Genomic DNA, 25,424 nt, shown 5'->3' on the forward strand with positions numbered 1-25,424 from the left:
ATAGCATATCGCAATCGGTTTACTATCTTTAGCCGTTGATTCAGAATAGCATTGGATGGTCTGGCATAGACGTATATACTTTCTTCTTTTTTTCACCCTTTCTGCAGGTTTAGCACAAGCGCAATACTTTAGGTTTTCGCCAGAACCCGATCAATTTGTGGAAGATGTGGTGCGAAATATAGAAGCCATAGGCACAGAGCCTGCCAAAAAAGTAGCCTATGATTTTAGAAATGCCTGGACTTCGTCAATCAATGATGATCAAAAGGCATCAATCATTGAGCTATGCCGCAAAATGGAAGATCGTCGTTTTGCCACTCGACCCTACCACGAATACTTTTTCAGCCTGATCACTTACGCGCTAACTCAAGAGAATGCAAACCCTGCCGAATTATCCGAAATTTTAGATATATGCCATTATGCTGTGGATCAATATGAAAGAAAAGAGGTAGCTGAATTCTTTAAGTCACTGACCTTCTTTTTTGCCAGAGGAGCACTTTACCATTCTCATTACAACAAACTATCCACTTCTGGAGGCTCTTACAAAGTGGTGTTATTAGAAGAAAATTTGCCAGAGCAAGAGGCAACTGAAGCACCTGTAGAAGAAGAGGAATTTATCTCAGAAGAAGAAATTGTGCAGGAGGAGCCTGCATCTGAAAATTGGGGCGCTGACGATGGATGGGGTAGCGATGACGGATGGGGAGCAGATGATGGTGATGATGGTTGGGGAAGTAATGACGGATGGGGCTCAGACGATAGTTTTGGTGGAGGAGACAGTTTTGGTAGTGAAGAGGTAGTTGAAACTCCAACAGAAGAAAAGAAACCATTAGTGCTTGAACGTCAAGTCTACTCATTAGAAAAGATAGATCACGTAGCAGAGATGCAAGCCAATGACAAAGATCCAATTTTAGCTGGACCCGCATTGCAGTTGACTGGGATTGAATTCAAGATAGCTACTCCCTATGATACTTTAACAGTCACCAACGCATCTGGTACTTTTCTCCTCAAGGATCAAACTTTTGTAGGCACTTCTGGAGAAGTAGATTGGCCCAATGATCTAAGAGGAACTGATGGTGCCGTAGTCATTCTAGAAGGTTATACCTTCAATGTGAAATTTCCAAGGCTCAAGACTTCTCGTGCGAAATTGAAATACCCAGAACTTTTTAATGGAGAAGCACCTGGAGCCTTTTATTTCAAAAGTGGCAAACGATTGGTTCACGAAGAAAAATTATACCCGCAATTCATTTCTCACTATTCAGATTTGGAATTAAGTCTTTCTGATGACCATTTGAAGTATAAGGGTGGATTTGCCATGAAAGGAGCCAAAAAATTTGGAGCATCTGTATCCAAAAATCCATCCACCATTGAAGGTTTGGGGAAAGGAAGGTCATTTACGGCCAAGGCAGAAGAATATGCATTTGAGGACTCTCTCATATTGTCAAATGAAGCGTCTTTTGTACTATACCATGGATCCGACTCTATCTATCATCATGCCGTCCGGTTTGATTATGATCAGGCCATTTCTAAATTGACACTACTCAAAGATCGTGGCGAGTACAAGAACACCTACTTCTTCTCCTCCTTTTTCAAGCTTGAATTCAAAGCGGACATGATTGAATGGCAACTGGAATCAGACAGCATTGATATTTCTATTCTGAATGCTAAAAACATAGTGCCTGCTCTATTTGAATCAGAAGAATATTTCAACCCATTGAGATATAAGAAAATGACTGGCTTATACGAATTTCATCCTGTCAGAGCTGTCGTGGAGTTCGCACGTTTGGTACAAAGTTCAGAATACAACCTGCTTGAGATGCAGGAGCATTTCGGTATCAAGCCTGAACTTGCTGCTTCCGCTATGCATTTCTTAAAACAAAACAACTACATCCTATTTGACGAAGAAAACCTTCAAATCAAAGTATTGCGAAAGGCCTTTCATTATGTAATGGCTTATACCAAGCAAAAAGATTTTGACAACATTCTCATCTCTTCACTGAATCCTAAGGGATCAAATGCCTCCCTTAATTTCGAAACAGGAGAAATGGAAGTGAGGGGTGTGAGCCGTATTGTGGTAACACCAGATGAGGATGTGCGAATTACGCCTGACTCTAGCAGAATTACCTTGCTTAAGGATAAGGATATAAAATTTAGCGGAGGAGTGAATGCTGGAGATTTCAGCTATCAAGGAAAAGATTTTTTCTTCAATTATGATGAATACCTGATTCAAATGCCTGTGATCGACTCTATGAGAATTCAGGTGGACTTTCACGATGGAGATGAATCACACAAGACTTCTTTGAGCAATCACTTAACTCAGACTTCTGGTACTTTGTACATCAATCACCCAAAAAATAAAGCGGGTGTCAGGGAATACGCCCAGTACCCTTTCTTTGTATCAGACTCAGAAGCCATTGTGTACTTCGACAGTCCAGACATACTTGATGGGGCTTATGATAAATCTATTTATTTCGTGGTGCCACCATTTGAGATGGATAGCATCAATAGAGATGACCCAGAAGGCATCGCATTTAAGGGCACCTTCTTTTCTGGTGGTATCATTCCTCCTATTGCAGAAAACCTCATCATCATGCCTGACAGATCCCTTGGCTTCGAGCACATCATTCCAACTGAAGGTTATCCATTGTATAAAGGAGAAGGTATTCTATATGACAGCTTGAGCCTAAATGCTGACGGACTAAGAGCTGATGGGCGAATTGATTACCGAACTACCACAGTCAACTCTGACGACTTTATTTTCTACATGGATTCTGTGTCTGCAGTAGGTCAAGAGGGGATCATCCGTGAAGGAAAAATGGATGAAGCCTCATACCCGGAAGCCGTGCTTGCAGATTACAAAATGCTATGGAAACCACTCAAGGACAGCATGTATATTGCAAACAGAAATGAGCCTTTCCAATTCTACAATGCTACGGCTTCATTAGATGGAAAAGCCAATATTACAGCTGCAGGAGTTTATGGTTCTGGCACCATGCTTTCCAGAGGGTCAAGGTCTATATCTGACGAGTTCCATTTTAGCCAGTACGAATACTCAAGTAGGCATGCCGAATTCGAGATTCTAACAGATAACCCCGACAAGCCAGCTATGAAAGGGGACGACATTGCATTAAACTTCAACCTACTGGACAACATAGCTACAGTAAGACCCGAGCAGGAAGGAGTAGCAGCTATTGGCTTCCCGTATGCTCAAATGAAAACCTCTATCACAGAAGCTACCTGGTATTTGGATTCTGATCGCATTGCAATGGTCAAGCCAGAGGAAGTAGACATCATGTCCTCCTATTTCTATACCACACGCGAAGAATTGGACTCCCTTGCCTTCAATGCTACAAACGCATTCTATGACATCAATACGTTTGAACTCAACATTCAAGGCATTCCTTACATTAAGGTGGCAGATGCCGAAATTATTCCAGATCAAAATGAAACCACCATTTACGAAAACGCTGTCCTACGTCCATTTGAAAATGCCAAGTTGAAAATAGATACCTTGAATGGCTATCACAATTTGTTTGATGGCCACATTACTGTGATTTCGAGTAAGAAATTCGAAGGGTACGCCACTTATGAATTAGTTAATGCAGCCCAAGATACTTTTGCAATTAAGTTTGATAGTTTCGAACTCAAAGGCTTTCAAGTAGGTAGAAACAAATATGATAGTATGACTGTGTCAGGCGGTACTGTATTGGAATCACAGAAGCTACAACCTTCTCCTGGCTTTTTCTTTGCTGGAGATGTCACCATGTATGCTGATAGAAAAAACCTAGAGATGGAAGGGCAGGTTAAACCTCACATCAAAAGCTTGGGTGAATTTGACTATTGGATCAATTACAATGTCCCAGAAGGTCAGGATCAGGTGATCATAGACGTAGATACAGCTACCACCATCACTGGTCAGCCTATTGTGGCTGGACTACTTTACAATAGTGTGAGTTATGAGCTATATATGTCTTATGTTCATGACAAAATCAGAGATGCTGATGAATATGTATTCAAAGCAGGTGGACTGTTATCTTATGTTGATTCTTTGAAAGAATTTCGTATTGAGGATCCCACTAAAACCTCCAATGAGTCCTATGCTGGTCGAAGTTTCATTTACAATGACAGCACTCGTCAGCTTCTTTTTGAAGGGCCAGCTAGTTTTATTAAGAACGTACCAGAGTTCTCCATGGAGGCTACAGTGCTAGGGTACGCCAAACCAGATTCCAATACTTATTTTATGGACGCCATGTTGGCCTTGGACATGAAACTCCACCCTACTGTGATTACTTCTATGACAGCCAACATCACGGATATTGTGGCTCAAATAGGTCCAGATGTTGCGCACTCCAACAGCATTGAAGTCATGTACAAATTAGCAGATATGATTGGAGATGCCGCTACCAAAAACTATGAAAACAACTTCATGAATGAGTATATGGCTTTGGCAGAGAGTTCGCCCAGCGTCACCAAGACGCTGTTCATCTCTAATGTAGATCTGGCCTGGTCTCACAGGCACAGAGCATTTTATAACACATCCAAACTAGGCCTATCTCATATTCTACAGACTGATATCAATGCCTTATCTGACGGGTTTTTAGAAATCAAAAAATCAGATGATGGAGATGATATCGTTCATCTCTTCCTACAGATTGCGCCATCTACTTGGTACTTCTTCAGCTATGAGCACAGCCGACTGATGATGTACTCGTCAAATAATGACTTCAACAATTTCGTGACTGAAAATTCTAAGATTGCCAGTACAGGACTGGGTGAATATACGACCGTCCTTGGTGATGAATTTGAGGTACTCAAGTTTGTGAATGATTTCAGAAACAGATACTATGGAATCAACGAGGCCTACAATCTCGAATACCCTGAAGAAACCCATCTTGAAGAAGACGTTTATCAGACTATTGATGAAGGTACAGATGCTCCACAAGAAGCTCCAGTGGAGGAAGATTACAATACGTTCGAGGAATTAGATGAAGATGAGGATGATGGTTTCTAAATTAAACCTTACTTTCTTCCCATCCGCCAAATAACCAGTTGCCAGCAGCATTAGGATTGTCACTTCTCATAAACTGATCTACAGATCGAATCATCTCTTCTTTAGACAAACGTCCATCTTGATTAGTATCCAAGTTTCTGAAGGCCTTTGGGGCAAAACGCACCTCGATTCTCATGCCTATAAAAAGATCAATGTATTCCGTTTGAGAAATGTAGCCATCATCATTGATGTCAAATAATTTGAACAAAGTGGAAACAAAATTGTTCAGGTACTTTTTGTAGGTCTCAATGTTTTTAGGATCAAGAAGCACGGTCATAAACTGCAACCATTGTTCTCTAGTACCTTGTCCATTTTCAACATAAGGCACCAACTTCTCCCAAATTCCTTGCGTCATTCCCATGACTACTTCATATTCAGGAGTATCCAAGTCTATGTCTCTGATAATTGCCAGATTTTCGCCAATGGCTTCAAAATCGTCAGCTTCTATTGATCCATTTTTATCAAAATCAAGGATATTGAAAAAATGAGAAAGTTTTCTTATTTGTAGTGGTGTTAACATATTATCTCAAACTTATAAATTCTGTAAGATTTTACCTACGGTTGCCCTCTTCTTGTAATCTGGGTCAAAGAAAGCATACAATATTTTTTTGTCTTGACCAATGATGTACGTAGCTGGCACTGGCAAACTTGGCCCATTGTCTCCATTGGCCTCATCAAGGTCAATGCCCCATTTTTTGTACTTTTTTAATAATGCCTCTTCCATTTTGAATGCCACGTGATAGGTATTCATGATTGACAAATTCTTGTCATAAATTATTTTGAAAGATGCACCAGTCTTGTCCACAGTCTTAGCAATACTTTCTGGCTTTTCTGGAGTAACTGCAACCACAATGCCACCTCTTTCGGTTATGAAATTGAGCGAGTCTTCTAGCTGTGACAATTGTTTATTACAATGTGGACACCAAAACCCTCTATAAAACATAAGAACCACTGGCCCTTTTTCTAAAGCTTTATAAAGTTCAAAGTCCTTTCCGTTTTGGTCAACTCCCTTGAAATTTAGTGCTTGGTCTCCTTCATTCAGTTGGAATGGAGCTTCTTGCGCTAAAACATTTTGCACAAGCAATAGCACAAAAATTAACAGTGCATATCCAAACTTCATTTTCGCAACTGACATAGATTATTAATTTAGGCTAATATAGGGGTTAATGCCTTTCATTCACAAATTTTATAATCAATTGAGCACAAAACAAGGCACGTTCTTTTGACGCTATTGAACTTTCAAAATATCCTTCATGTGAAAAATAAAATTCTGCAGTGCTTGCTCCCAGGTCAAATCAGCATCCCACCTTGAACCCAAGTAAGCGTCCTGAGTATAAACGTGCTTCACATAGTACTTATAAACCACAGCATCTACAGACAAAGTATTGAGTGTACTTCCTGCTCTTATGCTCACATAATCTGTTTCGTAAGGATCAATCTCATAATTCAACATCTCGCGGATTGTTTTGCCCGTGCCATGTATAGAAAGTAAAACGAACTGATGTCCCTGATTGTAAATATCTCGATCATCAGAACTCTCCGACAATACATATTCCAATGGATAGTCAAGCATGATTTCTTGAAGCCGCTTGTTCCTTCGATCCACTTCAGCATTGTAAGCAGCTATTTTTTGTAATGTACTTGCATCCAAAGCAGTACTGTCCTCCATCTCATACTTTTTGAATTTCGGGATAACCAGTTTGTCTACTTTGAGGTCCATGGCATACGTAGGTATTCTCTTTCCTTGCAGAATCTTAGCATCCATGAAAAATTCAGGAATATCTGGAACAAGATAATTTTCTCTTTCCATTTCTGCACGAATCACATCCTTTCTCATATCGCCCAGCAAGACATTCAAATCTGGATTCTCAGTTTGCCATGCCTTCTGTCGTTCAGAAATAAAACCCGGTCCATCATTAAAGCCACTAATAGTGATTCGATAAGATGTTACCCCTGCACTATTCGTAGGAAGTTGTTCTAGCACAAGAATGTACTTGATTTCTCTCCTCTCCATTTCCTTTGCTATGGACGCATTTGCATCAGGACTTGCAAAGACATCATCCAAATAATAGTAAGCCACAGCGTCTATCTTCATTCGCTTGAAAGCGGAATGAGCTTTTTCAGCAAGGGTCTTCCAGTCCGCCCTAACATTTGGATCTTTCTTAGACCAGGGTACAGAAACAAGTACAGCTGTTTTTCGAGAAAGTAAATATTTGGGCAGATGGGGTTGAATATCTAGGTTTTTAAGTTCCAGCCATTGTTCTCCTTTAGGTTGGGCAATAGCCAGTGAACTAACCTTAACTAAACTAATGGCCAAAAAAAATGATACAAGAAGTGTTTTGATGTGCTTATGCAATGGATACTTTTATTTTTCTATTGAAAAATCAACGCAGAAAATTAGCCAAATTGATGCACAACCTCGTATTATTATTTGAAATAATCTAAACGATATGTGCAAATGTGAATGGGCCATAGGCCATTTTGACGAATATGAAAAGTATCATGATGATGAATGGGGCGTGCCTAGTCGTGATGACAAGGTACATTTCGAGTTTATGATTCTTGAAAGTGCTCAGGCAGGATTGAGCTGGAGTACAGTATTAAAAAAAAGAGCAGGCTATCAGGAGGCTTTTGCCAATTTCGAAGTGGAGAAAGTGGCAAAGTTTGATGACGCTCGAATCGAATCTCTGATATCCAATCCTGCAATTATCAGAAATAAACAAAAAATCCGAGCGGCTGTCAATAATGCCAAACACTTTATTGACGTACAAAAAGAATTTGGTACATTTTCAAAATATATTTGGTCATTTGTAAATGATAAAACAATCACAGGGCACTGGAAAACCAAACAAGAGGTACCTGCTACCACTCCAGCATCTGACGAGTTGAGCAAAGACCTGAAAAAAAGAGGCTTTAAATTTGTTGGGAGTACCATCATGTATGCACACATGCAAGCCACTGGTTTGGTAAATGATCATACCACAGACTGCTATAGATACAAGGAACTTTTGAGTTGATTGTATTCTTATTTATCTTCGCCTTGTTATTTAAAAAGAACCAAGATTATGTTTAATCCAGCAGTAACTTCAGGAGTAGATTTATTTGTAAATATTGTAATCGTATTGGCTAGCTTCGCTGCGGCGGTTTCATTTATTGACTTCCGAAACACTAACAAGAAAGAAGAAAAAGAAGGTTAAGAAACTTTCTTCAAAAGATATGAATCCCACCCGATAGCTATCGAGGTGGGATTTTTTGTTTATACTACTTCCAGCAACTTTTTGACCTCATCCATAATAGATGCTGAGCCAGTGTTTACTGCTATCCTTAAGGCCTTCAATCCACTTACCCCTTGCAACTCTTCTAATTCCAGTTGTTCAACTTTGCCTGTCAGAAGATCTTTGCTTTTTAGGTAATCAATATATTTCAGATACTCTTCTGCATCCTTCTCTTGTGAATAGATGATGGCAATTTTGCCTGGTTGAGTAATTCGTTCTTGCGTATCTTTTGCTAATGCTTTATCTATTCTTTTTTTGGTAATCTCATAGCGAATATTATAAGCACCATCTACATCAAATTTCTTTTCTTCTTGTCGAAAGCGAATCGAAAGTGGATTTGAGTGTACTAAAATAAGATGTGTTGTTTCTAATGGCATAGCCAGCTCAGAAACCATAGCTGCAGTTTTGTTTGCAATTTCTGCTGTCACCACAAGCTGCCACAACCTCAAGTTTCTCAAATATACTTCATCGAATTTGAGATGCTCTACCATAGACGCACCAATATAAATGTTATGCTCTACGCCGTCCGTTTTATATTTTTCGAAGTAGTGCGGAAACATTTTTTGGGCGCTTTTTTCTTCTTGATCTAAAATACTCCCTATCGTATCATTGATGGCCGTGAGGCTATCTTCGAAATTCTTACGATGCTCGTACACCACGCCAATATTTGGATCTAGTGCTTCCCAATAAGCCTTGGAAAATTCTTTGTCTTCTGTGTGATTTGACTCAATGTTTCTGATGATTGGCTCTACTTCTTGCTGAAGAAATTCGAGAATTACAGATTCGTCTCCCGTCACCAGTTTGTTTTTTATTTTCTTTCTGAAATTATCCAATCTGAAAATCGTCTCATCAAGTATGGGCAAATTGGTGAGTTCTATGGCTCTGCCCAATACTTTTTTAGCCAACTGTAGCTGACGGTTCAAATCTTTGTAAATACACTGATGCCTCTCCACTGATGAGTTTCTGATATCGGAAGCGGCATACAAGGGGTAGACGTCATTGAAAACAATGTGAGGTGCTATGGCATTTTTTTGTTTGTTGATTTGATCAAGCATTTCGTGAGCGGCATTGTTAAACTTCCATTCGACAGTTGGGTGAATAGAAGTGTATTTCTCTTTGATCAAATTTTGAATGCTATTTTCCAATTCCTCAGAGCTACGCTTCACAGCAATAGCGAAAAGTGGTAAAACCTCTCTTATTTTCGTGAGTGTCAAGGCATTCAAATCTCCTTTGTTTGGAGATGCCAATTCTAGCAACCCTACAAATTCCCCATTATAAAATAGTGGATTCAGGATAAGGTTTTGAACGCCTACCTCTTGCAAAATTTCTGATTGAGGCTTGAGTGGCATGCAGCACTCAGCCATATCCTCTACCACCATAGGCTCGGCCTGATTGGCAAATCGTTCGAATAAATTCGCAGTGGCATGAGGACAATCAATTCTTTCATGATCTCCAATAAGAATGCTTCTTCTAGCTGTACCGCCAAAATTGAAAAATTTGTTTTTGCTTTTTTGGTACCCAGAAATACCCAATTTCAAATCTGAAAGCTGGAGCAACGAACGAAATTTTTGCTCTAGGTCATCAAAACTCTGCCCATCTGTAATGCTATCTTTTTCGAGCAAATTCTCTTTCATTCGAGAAAGTATCTGATCTTTTGTGACCTCATTGAGTTTGAAAATAATCAAACCTTGAAATTCAAATAACTCAGTGGGCAATTTTTCCATCCAAACATCCGCATCATCTATGTGATCTGTCAGGTACTTAATATCTGCTTCTGACAATTCTGGCAAATCACCCTTAAGCACGATTTCACAGAACTTAGGATTGATGGTAATCTTAAAATACCTCTTCAAGCCAGTTCGTTGATCTGAAAGCGTATATATAATATCTTTATCCAATGCTATGGTGAGACCATAATACATCTGCATGATAGCGAAATACCCTGCCATGGTCTTGTGTAGCATGATCTGAGCCATCTCCTCAGGGTCGAGCAGTGCTTCGTATGAACCCGCTTGAACCATCAAATCCTTATAGGCCTTTGTAGAATGAATGTCTTCCTTTTTAAAAGGAGTCATAGCAGACACCATTTCTTCTTCCTCTGTGAAAGGCGAAAAGATCGCAGTCATCAACAGATCAACAGTTTCTCTGTGTTTCTCTACGAGTGCAAAGTCTTCTATTGGCTCCAAGAGCTCTGGTGCTTGATTGACCTGCTTCATAATGGTTTTGGCAGTAGATGCCAAAAATTTGTTTGGGTCATTGGTACGAACCTGCCAGTAACCAATCAAATTGGTCAGACTGAGTTTGCATTCGAATGGAAAATCCATTGCTACATCACATTGATCTAATTTTGCATCCATAATTATATGTAAAAGGCATTATTGCGAACGCAAGCGTTTATTCTTTAGTTTCAAATACGTCTGAAAGATTTAACACAGATATCACCTATATCTCTAAGGGATTGAATGGCGTTTATCTTATATTTCTTTCTTAATTGAAAAAGGGCATTGGAAGCAAATCAGAATACAGAACAGCAGACACAGGAAGTAGTAAATACTTATTTCAACAGAGATTTAAGTTGGCTTACCTTCAACTATAGGGTCTTGAAAGAAGCTGAGAGTAGTGAAGTACCTCTCTTTGAAAGACTGAGGTTTCTGGCTATTTATTCCTCGAACCAAGACGAATTTTTCAGAGTAAGAGTAGCCAATATTCGTCGCTTGGTAGAGATTGGTAAGAAAAAAATAAATCGTGCACTAGATATAGAGCCTGACGAATTGCTGGATAAAATTCACGCCCGTATTCAAATTCAGCTGGACGAGTATGGTAGTGCTCTTCGAAACAACGTGCTCAAAGAACTGGAAAAGAATGGCATATTCATCCTTACCCCAGAGCAGCTCAATGAAGATCAGCGTGCATCTTGTCTTTATTATTTCAAAACAAAGGTACTTTCCTTCTTACAGCCCTATCATTTTGATCGCGCTATAAGAGAACCTTTTTTGAATAATAGAGAATTATACTTTGCCCTAAAGTTGAGAAGCAAATATTCTCAAGGCATCAAATTTGCCTTCCTAAATATTCCTTCAAATAGACTGCCTCGATTTTTTAAAATTCCTTCACCTACATTTCAGTTTCATTACATCTTTCTTGACGACATAGTTGCCATGCATTTGGACTTTGTGTTTCCTGATTATGAAATACTGGAATGTAAGAGTATCAAAATGAACAAGGATGCAGACCTGAATATTGAAGATGAGTTTAGTGGTGACCTCGTAGAGAAAATCCAGAAGCAAATCCAAAAAAGAAACCTAGGAACCCCGTCTCGTTTTCTTTTTGATAAAACGATGTCACCAGAACTCTTAGAAAACTTTCAGGATGTATTTCACTTATCAGAAGATGATCTGGTTTCTGGCGGAAGATATCATAGCTTGTTTGATTTTATGGACTTTCCCAACCCTGTGGGTGGTTCATTGGAATTCGAAGCGCAAGAGCCTTTGAGAAACCATAAAATTGATCGGCACCGTTCCATATTTACAGCCATTGATGAGTCAGATCAGATGCTGCATTTTCCGTATCACAGCTACAATTATATTCTTCAATTTTTTAATCAAGCGGCCATTGATCCTCATGTAGCTGAAATCAAAGTAGCTTTCTACAGAATGGCTTCAGATTCTTTGATAGGAAATGCCTTAATCTCGGCTGCTAAGAACGGGAAAAAAGTAACGGTATTCATTGAGCTCAAAGCGCGATTTGATGAAGAGAACAATTTGCTTTGGGCTGAGAAGATGCAAAAAGAAGGCATCCGAATTATCTATAGCATTCCAGGCCTCAAAGTGCATGCGAAAGTGGCTTTGGTCAAAAAGAAAACTGACGAAGGAACCAACAAAATTTATTGCTTCTTTGGGACAGGCAATCTCAACGAAAAAACAGCCAGCATCTACTGTGACCACGGACTCTTGACCTGCCATAGCAAAATGGGCGAGGAGTTAGATGAGTTATTCAAATACCTTTACAAAAGGAAACAACCTAAACCTTTTAAACACCTTTTGGTGTCACAGTTCAATATTGTCGAGGCATTTAATGTACTGATTCAGCGTGAGATTAATCATGTGAAAAAAGGCAAAGAGGGCAGAATCATAATCAAATTAAACAATATTGAGGAGCGTGGCATGATCGACAAGCTGTATGAAGCAAGCCGTGCTGGAGTAAAAATTGAAATGATCGTTAGGAGTATTTGTTGTTTGATACCTGGTATTCCTGATATGAGCGAAAACATTACAGTCAGAAGAATTGTTGGACGCTATTTAGAGCATTCGCGAGTTTTCTGGTTCAATAATAATGGCAAAGATGAACTGTTTATGGGCTCTGCTGATTGGATGAAAAGAAACCTAAAAAGTCGTGTAGAAGTCACCTTTCCTATTTATGACCAAGAACTGAAACAGGAGGTTAAAGAAATCCTGAACCTTCAGCTTCAAGACAACACCAAGGCAGTCACACTCGATGAAAAACAAAACAACATCAGGGTAGAAAGAAAAAAAGGAGAAAAGCTCTATCAGGCTCAGGTCGATACTTATCAGATGGTTAAGAAGTGGGAAGAGAATAGCTAGACAGAGCGTCCTTAAGAATTATTTCACCCATATAATAAAAACATACTGTAGCATCTGATCATAAGGTAAAAACCTCTACTAATAGCGCTGACTTATAACTAATACATATACTGGTTTTTGAAAAACACTTCTGCCACAATGAAAGAAAGAACCGCGATCACAAAGCCAAACATGAAAACAGTGTATGCCACTCGCAGCCTTTTATATTTCTTACCAAGCACGGCACCCAAATAATAAATATCCTTGATTAAACTCCCATATAGGTAGTTGCTGTCATTCATCAACTCGTTCATCCCCCACTCATATTCTTCCAAACTCATCTGATGGAAGTTTCCAAAAAACAGAAGATTGGTTCGCTTATTCATAATATCACTTTGCGTGAATTTTCCTTTAGAAATATTGGGTCTGGTGGCCAAAATGCTCAAGACAATAGTCACTAAACAAACCACTGTCATGATCAACGTGGGAATGATAAAATGCGGGTATTCTTCCAGCTTTCTTATCAAGACTGAAATGATAATAGACAGAATGATCGAATTGATAGAAATCATGATGTTGGCCTTATTGTCGGCCATGGCACTAAGATCCAAATGATTTTTCGAAGTCGTTCGAAACATAGTCTCTATACCACGAGTAGGTTTGTTCTCTTTGGCAGCAGCTTTCTCCAGCTTTTTTTCCAAGCTGGCTACTTTCTTTTTCAACTCTGCATTTCTGATCTTCTTCCCTTTAGAAATTTGCTCCTTCAATTTTAATAAATTCTTTTGTTTACCTGTCTCAAAGTTTTTTCTGGCATATTCAGTAAAGTACGTATGACCGCCTAGAAAGTCTACGTTAATCTTTCTCCAAGAAGAATCTTTGAATTCTTCTTCCTTGATTTCTTCCCATTCTTTTCTGAGTAAATTTGAACGAGGTTCGAACTGATCCGTTGACAGGTGATAAAGATCGGCATCACAAAGTATGGACTGCATAAGATTGAGTGGTCGCTGAGGCATCATGGTAGCCATGATACAGCCCTCTACCTGTGCAATTCGCTCTTTCGAAAAATCTTTCTTCTCTAAGAATGTTTGAGCAATTTCAGCACTTTTCCTTTCGTGACAATCACAATCTCTGATATGTCCCAAATCGTGAAACCAGGCCGCGATTGCTAAGGTCTCCAAATCTTCGTCATTCAATCCCTCTCCCTTGGCAATTAGCTTCACAGCCTTCACCACCTCTTGGGTATGTGCAAGGTCATGATACAAAAAATGCTCAGGCAACTCTTTTTTTAGAGATGAACTTACATATTCTTCCACTTGAGCTAGAACCGAAGTCTTCGTTGCCATTTATTTTTTAGTTAAACTACAAATTAACAAAAATGAGTTGAAACAAATTCCAAGCTAGAGGTGTATCATACCAAACGCATTTCATAATTTTAGTGTTAGGGATAAAACCCACTCAATATAATCGAGAACTCATGCCAAAAGCAAGATTTTGCCTCATTGTCCTTTGGACTGTTACCTTCGGCTGCCAATATAACTCTCGCCCAACAGCTGAGGCTCTGTTCCATTATACCCCTAAAGAGCTGACTAATTACAATCTGACAAAACCAGATGCAAAATATTTTCTCCCCTATGTCCTAGAAGAGATTTCGGGCATGACCTACTACAATCCAGGTGTCATCGCCTGCGTGCAGGACGAAGACGGGAAAGTTTTTTTTTATAATCATCACACACGTAAAATAGAAAACACAGTCAGGTTTGCTGATTCAGGAGATTATGAAGGTATTGCTGTTAATGGTGAAAAAATTTATGTAGCTGAGAGCAATGGGCATATCTACAAATTTGAATTGGGAAGCTCTGGCGAAATAAAACAAGTGAAAAAGTACAAGACTGACCTTAAGAAACATAACGATGTAGAAGGCTTGGTCTATGATCCCATCGTCAATAAACTACTAGTGGCCTGCAAAGGCGATCCTGAGATTAACGACAAGAAAAAGAAAGGGCGATCTGTTTATTATTTTGATTTGGAAAACCAAGAAATCGATAAAAGAGAGGCCTTCAACATTACTAAGCATGAAGTCAAAGACTATTTAGAAACTTACAAAGACTTTGAATACGAAGAAAACCGAATTAATTTCAAACCATCTGGAATTGCCCTTCATCCCATTAATGGTCATTTTTATATCATAGCTTCTATCGGCAAGTTGATGTTGATTACTGATCGCAAAGGGAAAATCAAAGGGAGTATTCCTCTTGACCCCAGGCTACTCGGTCAGCCAGAAGGAATCTGCTTTGCCCCTAATGGCGACCTGTTTATATCTAGCGAAGGACAAGGAGATAAAGGCTATATTTTAAAATTTAATATGAAGTAATGGTTAGACCTTTTTTATTGACTCTCGCCCTAGGGCTTACCTGCTTCGCAATGGCTCAGTCGCCTACCACCAAGCATCAGGTCTTCTTAATAGGTGACGCGGGCGAACCGTCCTTGGCTAAGGACAACCTTTCGGCACTGTCCGAACAGCTGAAGTCTGCTGGAAAAAACGCGACTCTTATTTTCCTTGGGGATAACATTTACCCAAAAGGCTTGCCGCCCAAAGCGCATCCAAACAGAAAGGAAGCAGAAGAAAAGTTGAAACTTCAATTTGAAATCACTAAAGGGTTTAAAGGACGAACAATTGTAATTCCTGGCAACCACGACTGGGCCAAAGGGAAAAAGGAGGGTTGGAGTCACATTACCCAGCAAGAGAAGTTTGTCAAAAAATACTTCGACAGCAAAAAAGTCTTTTATCCAAAACATGCAGAACCTGGCCCGGAAGAAATAAAACTGGCAGATGGATTATATCTCATCGTCTTCGACATGCAATGGATGCTACACGCCTGGGAAAAGCCACTTGAAGACGACCCCCTCAACAGAACTGAGCCAATTGATGTACTGGTAGATATTTCTTCCTTACTCGATAAGCACAAAAATTATCACGTCATTCTGACCTCTCATCATCCACTATATAGCTATGGCCTGCATGGTGGAAAGTTTCCTCTGAAGTCGCATCTTTTTCCTTTGACAGAATTCAATGACAACCTGCTGCTGCCCCTGCCCCTCATTGGATCCATTTATCCAGTATATCGAGCAACGGCCGGATCGATTCAGGACATCCCTCATCCAGAGTATAAAACCATTAGAAATGCCCTGGAAGCTTTCCTAAAAGAATATCCCAACACGATCTACGCAGCTGGTCACGAACATTCACTGCAGCATATTCAGAAAGAAGGGGTGAATTATGTGGTTAGCGGATCTGGCTCAAAAACTACCTATTTAAAAGAAAATGGCAAGTATTTATCCTATGGTTCTTCATCAGTGGGCTTTGGAAAAGTGAGTTATGAAAACTCCAACGCTTCTCTGGAATTTTGGACTCCAGATGTTGGATCCAATGAAGGAAAGCAAATTTATGCCAGCGAGTTATACCAATTCAAATATACTCCAGATCCTAATGCCAACTACCCTAGACCAGATTTCAAGGAAACTAAAAAAACGGCAGCTGCCTCCATACAATACCAAGCTTCGAAGCGCAAACGTTCTTGGATGGGATCGAATTACAGAGACGTTTGGAGCATGCCAGTGGAAGCTCCCATATTCAATATTGTGGAAGAAAAAGGTGGACTTGAAGTCGTCAAACGAGGCGGGGGCATGCAAACCAATTCTCTTCGATTAGAGGCAAAAGACGGAAAACAATATGTGCTGCGGTCAGTTGAAAAGTACGCACACAAAGCACTCCCTCATGTGCTTCAAGAAACATTGGCTGTGGGTGTGGTTCAAGATCAGATCAGCTCCAGCCATCCGTACAGTGCATACGTAGTGCCGCCCATGGCTGATGCAGTAGGCATATACCACACCAATCCTCAGCTGGTCTATATTCCAGATGATGGTGCTTTCGGGAAATACAGAGAAGTGCTCGCCAATGAATTGGCACTATTTGAAGAACGCCCAAGTGGCGACTGGTCTGACGCCAAATATTTCGGTTATTCAAAAGATTTGATTGGTTCACCTGATGTGCAAGAAGAGCTCATGGATGACAATGACAATAGTATAGATCAGCTATTTGTCTTACGCAATAGATTATTTGATATGGTGATTGGGGACTGGGACAGACATGAGGATCAGTGGCGCTGGGCGTCTTTCGACAAGGACAAAGGCAAGCTATATAGACCCATTCCAAGAGACCGCGATCAGACCTTTTTTATGAATGAGGGCATTCTGCCTAAAATAGCAAGTAGAAGATGGGCCATGGCCAAAATAGAGGGCTTCAATGATGAGGTGCGCTGGGCGCCAGGATTCAATTTTAATGCACGATTCTTTGATAGGATTTTTATGAACGAACCTGATAGAGAAGATTGGCTGACGATGATCAAGCTTATTCAAGACAGCCTGACGGATGAATCCATAGAAAATGCAATCAAAAGGTGGCCTGAAAATGTGTATGCGCTCACGGGAGGAAAAACCATTCAAACCCTAAAGGCACGAAGAGACAATTTGCAGGACTATGCTCTGGAATTTTATGAAAGCCTAGCCAAAAATGTGAATGTAGTTGGCACTGACAAGAGTGAGTTGTTTCTTATTAAAAATATCAGTGCTGAAGAGTTACAGCTGACTGTTCATAAAATTTCAAAGAAAGGAAAGGTTGAACAGGTCATTTATGATAGAGCTTTTCACGCTAGTGAAACGAAAGAGGTGAGAATTTATGGTCTAGCCGATGACGATGAGTTTAAAATATCAGGAAACATCAAAAGCAAAGTCAGGGTAAGAATAATTGGTGGTGAGGGTGATGATGAAATTTTAGATGTATCAAATAGATCAGCGCAAAATATAAAACTTTATGATCGAAAAAACACCACACTTATCACCTCCGATCAAGCCAGTTTTAAATCCAGACTCAGCAACAACTCCAGTGTCAATGATTACAACAAATACGAATTCAAATATGATGTACTCATGCCTTTGGTCTATGGCTCGTACAACCGTGATGATGGCATCTTTTTGGGTGGTGGGTTTATGTATACACAGCATGGTTGGCGAAAGGATCCTTTCGCCTCAAGGCATAGATTGCTTGCCGATGTGGCCATAGCTACCGGAGCATTCAATATCGAGTACAAAGGTGAATTCAATAACGTATTTGGTCAATGGAATCTTGAAGCCTTGGTTGATATCAAAAAGCCAGAGGTTAATAACTTTTTTGGGCTTGGCAATGAGTCAGTCTACGATGTAGATAGAGGAATTGACTACTATCGTCTGCGAGTGGAAGATTATTCCCTTTTCCTTTCGATCAATAATGAAATAGGGAACGTTGGTAAATTCGCCCTAGGTTTGCATCAAAAAACAATAGAAATAGAAGAAAATGAAGGCACATTCATCACTTCACCAGGATTTAGTGAATTCAATACGGACGAGCTTTTTGACGATCGCAGACACTATGGAGGTTTGTTTTCGACATTAGAATTTGACACGCGAGATGTGAAGTTATTTCCTTCCAGGGGGCTCTATTGGGAATCTGAAGTTTCCAGCTATCAAGGTCTTAAAGATAACTCCACGGACTTTACGCACCTTCACTCTAATCTAGCGCTATTCTATAGTTTTCAATTTCCCGCGATTGTAACCCTTGCTTCTCGTACAGGCTATGCGCACAATTTTGGTGATTTCGCCCTTGATGAGTTTTATAATGCCAATACCTTGGGTGGCAGAAGTAATTTACGAGGCTATAGGAAAACGCGCTTCTATGGGCGAACGAGTTTTTACCAGAATGTAGACCTAAGACTGAAACTACTCGACTTCTCTTCCATTCTGTTTCCAGGAAAACTGGGTGTGCATGGTTTCTATGATGTAGGTCGAATTTGGGCTAGTGAGCACTCAGATCAATGGCATCGCTCAGCGGGATTCGGTCTTTGGGTAGCGCCTCTTAGTAAAGTTGCGGCCTCTTTGTCATACGCTTTCTCACCCGAAGAGAACTTGATTTCTTTTGATTTTGGCTTTTTCTTTTAAAAGTATAGCCCCACCTTGGGATTGTGGCGAAGAATAGTGCAGTTGTCAAGAAAATGAAACCAAAAACAGCATTTCACCAATACTCAGGCAACCAGCAAATGTTACTTGATACTGGTTGTCCGACAATTTTTGTACATCTTTAATAGTAGATAAATCGTACAATTTTATCAATCAAAATAAACAATGTCATGTGGAAATCTATACTCCTTCTCTTTGCGCTCTCATTCTTTACCTTCAAAGGGGAATTACCTGACTTAAATGCCAAAATCATAACTTATGTGGATTCAGTAATGGGAACCAAAGTGGCACGAGGAGAGTGCTGGGATTTGGCTGCTGGAGCACTTGCCTACTCTGGAGCCTATTTCGACAGAAGCTCGATGAAGACCGTGACCATTTACGGCAGAAAATTGAATCCAAACAAGGAAGAGGTCTTGCCAGGAGACCTGATCCAGTTTGAAAATGTACAAATGAAATGGACAGTTGGCAATACCTCATACAGCTCATCTATGGGTCAGCACACCGCTATAGTCTATAAGGTAAACGCAGATAAGGATTATGAAATTGCACACCAAAATACCAGTGACTGGGGGAAAAAAGTTGGTGTAAGCAATTTCAATTTAAACCATGTGACCAAAGGAAAAGTGATGATTTATCGGCCAATTGAAAGTAAAAATTAAGGATTAACCCAATCTGAAGTTGTAACCAATATTTATCAGCACAGGCCAAGGGTCTGTCGTATCTAGTCCAGGTATATTTTTAAGCGCATCCCAGTCTTCGTTGAATTCAGACGAACGAACGGGAACAATCAATCCCAGTTCTAAAAAGTTGCCCTTGGTTCTTTTAGATCTCAAGTTGACACCAAAACCAAAAGAGACCCCCTGATAAGAGTTGCTCAGATTGCCGGCATACGTATCTTCTACTAGAATTACTCCATTCGTTCCATACATAGCACTTACATATCCTTGAGCTTTTGTTTTGCTTGGAATATAAAACTGCATACCTAAGTTATACGCTGCACCATCGAAATTATAACCCAAACCAGCCATTACACCCAAACTCTCTCCAAAATTGTGAGTTAGCTTTCCTCCTATACCTCCATAAGTCAGACCAACACCAAGTCCCAAGGTTGTCATGTCAGCAGTTTTGTAAGAACCTCTTCCTGGCTTTGAATAACCCATAGAGATGATAAGTAGTGTAAGGCCTAAGGCAAGGATCGTTTTCTTCATGTCTTTTTTTTTGCACGAAATTACATATAATCCCATCAAACCAAAGTAAATCGTCATTCTTTGATTGGATTAGTGAATAGGCCAATCTTTTTTATATCTTCTCATATATAGAAACTAATAAAGATTACCTTCGTATGTAGTAATTGAAAACTCAAAAAACTCATACATTATGAAGGGACACATTGGCGAATTCGAAGAATTAGTACTTCTCACTATCGCAACTCTCGGAGATGAAGCTTATGGCGTGGCTGTTTTAGAAGATATCCAGCATAGAGCTAATCGTAAAATCAGCATTGGTGCCTTGCACTCTACAATTACTAGGCTGACTGAAAAAGGATTTATAACTTCCTATCTCGGAGAGCCCACAAACGAAAGAGGAGGTAGGCGCAAGCGATTCTTTCAACTGACTGCATCTGCAAAACAAGGACTTTCAGAAATGAAATCTCTACGTGATGAGTTGTGGCAATTGTCTAACCTAAAACTCTCATCACAATGAAAAATCTCGGTCAAAACACTCAACAACCCCCAAAATTTGCATCTAAACTATTTCACTGGTTTTGCGGTAGTGCCATGGTCGAAGACCTCTATGGAGACATGGAAGAAATATATTTTTCCAACTTGGAGATATATGGTAAATCAAAAGCCAATAGACTTTTTTGGAAGCAAGTGCTATCGCTCATTTTTTCTTACGCACTAAAATCAAGAAAAGCTAATGCAGCATATTCCTACCGCGCCAGTAGTATATCCCCAGCCCTACTTTACAATTTTTTCAAAGTCTCAATCCGTACGTTGATCAGACATCGATCTTTTTCCGTTATCAATATCCTTGGATTGTCTCTGGGCATGTCCATCTGCCTGCTCAGCATTACTATGTTTTATAGTTTGCGACAATTCGATTTGTTTCATGTCAAAAAGGATCGAATCTTTACTATCAACACACTGGTGATTAATAATCAAGTCAACGACAAGTTTGCCACTACAGCACCTTATGTACATGATCACTTGAAATCATACACCAACCAAATAGAGGAAGTAGTAGGAATCAATGACGGTTTTTCTGGTGAGGTAAAAATTAATCAAAACACGCTGCCAATTTCAGGTATGTATGTACCTCCTGCATTCTTGAAAATTTTCACTTTTCCACTATTGGCAGGCAATGAGTCTACAGCCCTTCAGCAACCCTTTAGCATTATTCTAACTGAAAAAACGGCCTTGCGACTCTTTGGGCATACCCAAGTGATTGGAAACCCCATAGAACTAGCACATAAGGGAACATTTCAAGTGACAGGCATAATGAAGGACTACCCGGGCGCTTCTCACATGCAGTTTGAATCATTGGTTTCTTATAGCACCTTAGCGGCCATAGAGCCAGGACTCAATAAGCGATTTGAGGACTATCGTTTTTATACCAATAGCTATACCTACCTCCTGCTCAATGAAGGTACAACGCTTGACCAAATCCAGACTCCATTGGATCAAATTGCTCAAGAATTGTCTAATCAGGATGAAACCATTGAATTGAATTTACAGCCAGTCACCAATATCGCGGCGGGTGAAAATATCAACTACTCCATTGGGCCCTCATTTGACCGACTGACCATGGCCTTCTTTATTCTTCTGACACTAATTATTCTGGCACCTGCCTGCTTCAATTATGCCAATCTATCTATGGCGCGTGCACTAAAACGATCTAAAGAGATTGGCATGCGAAAAGTAGTAGGTGGCGGACGACGGGATATATTCATTCAGTTCATTTTTGAAACCTTCATCATTACGTCCATTGCTCTAGTTGGAGCCATTTATATATTCACTATTATACGAGAAGAATATCTGTCCATGATCATTGGCGCGGAAATGCTAGACTTGAGCATAAACCTTCAGGTCATGATCGCATTTGTTGGCTTTGCCGTTTTTACAAGCCTTTTGGCAGGCATAATACCCGCCACGTATTTCTCCAAAATGAAGGCCATTTCGTCTCTGAAGGGTGGTGGAAAAGCAGGAGTCTTATTCAAGTCAAAACTCAGAAATGGTCTTACAGTATTTCAATTTTGTCTTTCAACGTTTTTCATCTTTGGTGCTATTGCGATGATTTCACAGTATTATCATTCCATGAACTACGACAAAGGATTCGACGAGAAGGGAAAAGTAATCTTGCCATTGCATGGTATTGAACCAGAGATCATTGCGCACGAGTATTCCAATTTTCCCGAAGTATCTGAAATAGCTTTTTCTTCAGGAATTCCTGGTACGGGCTCGAATAATGAAGTTTGGGTTCAAACTTATCAGGTGGAAGATTCTATCGCTGTTCATCAAATGTTTGTGGATAATTCATTTCTGGATTTGATGGATTTTAAGTTAGTACAAGGCCATTCATTTATTGAGAACCTTAATCAGGAGAGTGAAATACAAATTATTGTCAACCAGACCTTTGCTCAATCCATGGCACTGCCTGAAAATGAAATATTGGATAAAACATTTGAACTGCCGAATGAGCTCACCGCACGAGTCATAGGAGTGGTGGACGATTTCAATCATTTGCCCGTGATGAAACAAATTCAACCCTTCTTTTTCCGGTATGACCCTAGTCAGTTTTCATTTGCCACATTAAAGGTGGACACTCAGAATGTTTTTGAAACCGCAACAAAGTTTGAACAAAAATGGGAAACGCTAAACGATCTAATCCCATACGAATTCACATTCTTGGAAGATAAGCTTAATGCCATGTATGATCAGCTCAAAAACCCAATCAAGATGTTCGGTTTTCTGAGTTTCTTGGCTGTCAGTATTGCATGTCTTGGCTTGCTGGGGATGGTCGTATTTACCATGGAAAACAAAGTGAAAGAAATCGGGATTCGAAAAGTAATGGGCGCCTCGGTTCCTCAACTTACACGTCATCTATCGCGGGGTTTTTTAAAACTGATGCTGCTAGCACTTATGATTACCATACCTCTAGCCTATGCGTTTTATGAGTTTATGCTGCAGCAGATCATTTTTTATAACAGAACCATTGGCTTGATGGAGATTCTTTCCAGTATTTTGATTCTTTCTTTGCTCGGTTCGATCACTGTATTCTCCCAAACCATCAAATCGGCCAAACTCAATCCTGTTGACAATTTACGATATGAATAGTCGTTGAAAATAATATTACCTTTATTGCAAGACCTCTAATTTTTAGAGGTCTTCTTTTTTGATCTTTTCTTAATTTGTACAATTAATTAAATGCTACGCCTTGAGCAAACTAAACTGACTACTGAGTGAAGCACATTGCCCTAATTTTTGTTTTATTTCTTTGCCTTCCTACACTTCCCGTGCTTGGTCAAACCCGTACATTTAATACGAAACCTAACGCAAAAATGGATACGATCAGGGTGAAAGCAGATAGATTTCTATTCATACATGACGAAGCCTATTACGCAAGAGTGGATACCATATTCATTCTCCCAGACACTACAGACTTCTATATTCGAAAAAATAACATGGAGCGCACCCAAGAATTTTATCGCAGAGTAGAAACCAAAATGAGTAAGTCCAAGTTGGCCAACGTGATGTACGACTATATGTTCTCGCAAAACAGCTCTAGTCCAAGGACAGAAGAATTTCACGAACAGCGCTTTACTCCTTACGAGAGGGAGAGCATTTCGGCTATTAGATACAAACACTTGCCCATTTTCGGAGCTACTGTAAAGGATACCACCATATACAAGCCATCTAAGTTTTCGAAACCCATTAACAAAGCGCATGTATATACCCGCGATTGGGTAATTAGACGAAATCTGACTTTCCAAAGTGGAGATAGAATAAACCCCGAAGACCTGGTAGACTCAGAGCGTCTTATTCGTAGACTTCGATATATAAAAGAAGCGCGTGTGATGGTCAATGAACGACCAGGTGACGATCAGGCCGACATTGCCGTTGTTACACAGGATGTATTTCCGTATAGTTTAATATTAAGTCCAAACAACGACAATGACGCTATGTTTGGTATCACCTCTATCAATATAGGAGGCATTGGTCACGAATTTGAATATGACTACATTAGAAATGGTGGATCAGACTTCTTTTATAGAGTGGCCAATATCTCAGGTACTTTCATTGATGGAGAATTGAACTACTCCCATCACTTTCTTCGAACAGGGGCTGGCGCAAATCTCGAACGTGATTTTGTGACCCAACAAACCAAATATGCAGGAGGAGCTTCTCTGAATAAATATGAATTTGGTGAGTACAATTATCAGCCCATGACTGACACCACCACGACATACAGTTACAATCGAAACTATGCCAATCTATGGGTGGGTCGAGCATTTCAAACAAAAATCAAATCACAATTCTTTGGTGTGGACGCACTGACTAATATAGTGGCATCTGCTGGCGTAGAGCATCAAGACTTTTATGATCAACCTGTGATTAGTGCGGATACAAATTATAGATATCATGACAGAAATACCTATCTCCTTAGTATTGGCGTAAGTGCTAGAAACTACTATAAGGATAGGTTTATTTTACAATTTGGACGAACTGAGGATATTCCGACAGGTAGTGCTTTGGGCATCGTAACTGGCATACAGACTACAGAATTTAGAACCAGGCTATATGTAGGATACAATTACGCCAGAGGAGGGTATGTTGGCAAAATAGGGTATCTCAATGGCATCATATCACTTGGTAGTTTTATCAAAATAAAAGAAGATATCTACGAAGAAACCACTTATCAAAATGGGATTCTTAAGCTGGGCATAGATTATTTTACTCCTTTGCTCACTATCAATCAAGTGAAACTAAGACAGTTTGTTGATTTTACTTTTAGTCAGGCAATAATCCCTGATGAAGAATACATTTTGAATTCACAAAGTGACATTGGCATCAGAGGAGTAAGGGGCTACTATCATCGTGCTACTTCCAAGGTCAATATCAAACTAGAAACCGTCATGTTTACCCCAATTAATTTTTTAGAGTTTCGAATGGCAGCATTTGGTTTTCTGGATTACACAGTGACAAAAAACAGTGAAAATGATTTTTTTGGTACAGACCATTTTCTTGGACTGGGTGGAGGCATACGCCTAAGAAATGACAACTTAGCATTTTCAACCATTCAAGTTAGATTTGGCTATTATCCAAGTACACCAATCAATGCTTCATACGGCATGATCAATCTTGCAACTGCAGCAAGTGTAGGCATTCGAGACTTTAATTTTAAAGCTCCAGAGATTATTCCTTTTTAAAACAAAAAAAGTCCTGCCTTTGGCAGGACTTTCAGTTTCAAATTAAT

At 39.8% G+C, this 25,424-nt stretch carries 16 protein-coding genes; 10 read left to right on the plus strand and 6 right to left on the minus strand.

All coding sequences use genetic code 11. The features are described 5' to 3' along the window. Nucleotides 1–55 precede the first annotated feature (55 nt). Entirely contained in the window at nucleotides 56–5,005 is a 4,950-nt protein-coding gene (locus B9A58_RS10040) for a hypothetical protein (protein WP_084372713.1), read from the plus strand. A 1-nt stretch (nucleotide 5,006) separates the two neighbouring features. On the opposite strand, the gene B9A58_RS10045 is transcribed toward B9A58_RS10040, so the two are convergent. The 3 genes from B9A58_RS10045 to B9A58_RS10055 form a co-directional block, all read right to left on the minus strand. After that, the gene (locus tag B9A58_RS10045) at nucleotides 5,007–5,564 is read right to left on the minus strand and encodes an EF-hand domain-containing protein (RefSeq protein ID WP_084372714.1); all 558 of its coding nucleotides are present in this window, start codon (nucleotides 5,562–5,564) and stop codon (nucleotides 5,007–5,009) included. 12 nt (nucleotides 5,565–5,576) lie between these two features. After that, nucleotides 5,577–6,179 (minus strand): peroxiredoxin-like family protein, encoded by a 603-nt coding sequence (locus B9A58_RS10050; protein WP_084372715.1) that lies wholly within the window; start codon nucleotides 6,177–6,179, stop codon nucleotides 5,577–5,579. 93 nt (nucleotides 6,180–6,272) lie between these two features. Beyond that, complete coding sequence (locus B9A58_RS10055; RefSeq protein WP_084372716.1) at nucleotides 6,273–7,400, minus strand: hypothetical protein; 1,128 nt, start codon at nucleotides 7,398–7,400, stop codon at nucleotides 6,273–6,275. A 94-nt stretch (nucleotides 7,401–7,494) separates the two neighbouring features. On the opposite strand from B9A58_RS10055, the gene B9A58_RS10060 reads away from it, so the two are divergent. Both B9A58_RS10060 and B9A58_RS20715 read left to right on the plus strand, forming a co-directional pair. Beyond that, nucleotides 7,495–8,061, plus strand: coding sequence for a DNA-3-methyladenine glycosylase I (locus B9A58_RS10060; protein ID WP_084372717.1), 567 nt, complete (start codon nucleotides 7,495–7,497; stop codon nucleotides 8,059–8,061). A 48-nt stretch (nucleotides 8,062–8,109) separates the two neighbouring features. Further along, nucleotides 8,110–8,241: a hypothetical protein gene (locus B9A58_RS20715; RefSeq protein WP_262501986.1), complete on the plus strand. Its 132-nt coding sequence runs from the start codon at nucleotides 8,110–8,112 to the stop codon at nucleotides 8,239–8,241. 59 nt (nucleotides 8,242–8,300) lie between these two features. Here the strand turns inward: B9A58_RS20715 and B9A58_RS10065 are convergent, their stop codons facing one another. Further along, nucleotides 8,301–10,676: a hypothetical protein gene (locus tag B9A58_RS10065; protein WP_084372718.1), complete on the minus strand. Its 2,376-nt coding sequence runs from the start codon at nucleotides 10,674–10,676 to the stop codon at nucleotides 8,301–8,303. Between the two features lie 147 nt (nucleotides 10,677–10,823). Between B9A58_RS10065 and ppk1 the strand changes: the two genes are divergently transcribed. Then, a complete protein-coding gene (ppk1, locus tag B9A58_RS10070) occupies nucleotides 10,824–12,920 on the plus strand; it encodes a polyphosphate kinase 1 (RefSeq protein ID WP_084372719.1) in 2,097 nt (698 codons plus the stop codon). 98 nt (nucleotides 12,921–13,018) lie between these two features. Here the strand turns inward: ppk1 and B9A58_RS10075 are convergent, their stop codons facing one another. Continuing rightward, nucleotides 13,019–14,242 carry a Pycsar system effector family protein gene (locus B9A58_RS10075; protein WP_084372720.1) on the minus strand — a complete coding sequence of 408 codons (1,224 nt, stop codon included), beginning with the start codon at nucleotides 14,240–14,242 and terminating at the stop codon, nucleotides 13,019–13,021. A 131-nt stretch (nucleotides 14,243–14,373) separates the two neighbouring features. Between B9A58_RS10075 and B9A58_RS10080 the strand changes: the two genes are divergently transcribed. From B9A58_RS10080 to B9A58_RS10090, 3 genes are all read left to right on the plus strand, one after another. Continuing rightward, the gene (locus tag B9A58_RS10080) at nucleotides 14,374–15,270 is read left to right on the plus strand and encodes an SdiA-regulated domain-containing protein (RefSeq protein ID WP_139793827.1); all 897 of its coding nucleotides are present in this window, start codon (nucleotides 14,374–14,376) and stop codon (nucleotides 15,268–15,270) included. Between the two features lie 50 nt (nucleotides 15,271–15,320). Continuing rightward, nucleotides 15,321–18,929 (plus strand): metallophosphoesterase, encoded by a 3,609-nt coding sequence (locus B9A58_RS10085; protein WP_176214743.1) that lies wholly within the window; start codon nucleotides 15,321–15,323, stop codon nucleotides 18,927–18,929. A gap of 188 nt (nucleotides 18,930–19,117) precedes the next feature. Continuing rightward, the gene (locus tag B9A58_RS10090) at nucleotides 19,118–19,606 is read left to right on the plus strand and encodes a hypothetical protein (RefSeq protein ID WP_084372723.1); all 489 of its coding nucleotides are present in this window, start codon (nucleotides 19,118–19,120) and stop codon (nucleotides 19,604–19,606) included. Nucleotides 19,607–19,609: 3 nt separating this feature from the next. Here B9A58_RS10090 and B9A58_RS10095 read toward each other — a convergent pair whose 3' ends face one another. Next, nucleotides 19,610–20,155, minus strand: coding sequence for a hypothetical protein (locus B9A58_RS10095; RefSeq protein WP_139793828.1), 546 nt, complete (start codon nucleotides 20,153–20,155; stop codon nucleotides 19,610–19,612). 169 nt (nucleotides 20,156–20,324) lie between these two features. Between B9A58_RS10095 and B9A58_RS10100 the strand changes: the two genes are divergently transcribed. From B9A58_RS10100 to B9A58_RS10110, 3 genes are all read left to right on the plus strand, one after another. Beyond that, a complete protein-coding gene (locus B9A58_RS10100; protein ID WP_176214744.1) occupies nucleotides 20,325–20,651 on the plus strand; it encodes a PadR family transcriptional regulator in 327 nt (108 codons plus the stop codon). Then, nucleotides 20,648–23,284 (plus strand): ABC transporter permease, encoded by a 2,637-nt coding sequence (locus tag B9A58_RS10105; protein ID WP_084372726.1) that lies wholly within the window; start codon nucleotides 20,648–20,650, stop codon nucleotides 23,282–23,284. Before B9A58_RS10100 ends, B9A58_RS10105 begins: the two co-directional genes overlap by 4 nt. Nucleotides 23,285–23,508: 224 nt before the next feature. Further along, complete coding sequence (locus B9A58_RS10110; protein ID WP_084372727.1) at nucleotides 23,509–25,377, plus strand: hypothetical protein; 1,869 nt, start codon at nucleotides 23,509–23,511, stop codon at nucleotides 25,375–25,377. The last annotated feature ends 47 nt before the right edge of the window (nucleotides 25,378–25,424 follow it).

Source organism: Reichenbachiella faecimaris (assembly GCF_900176375.1).
GTDB lineage: Bacteria > Bacteroidota > Bacteroidia > Cytophagales > Cyclobacteriaceae > Reichenbachiella > Reichenbachiella faecimaris.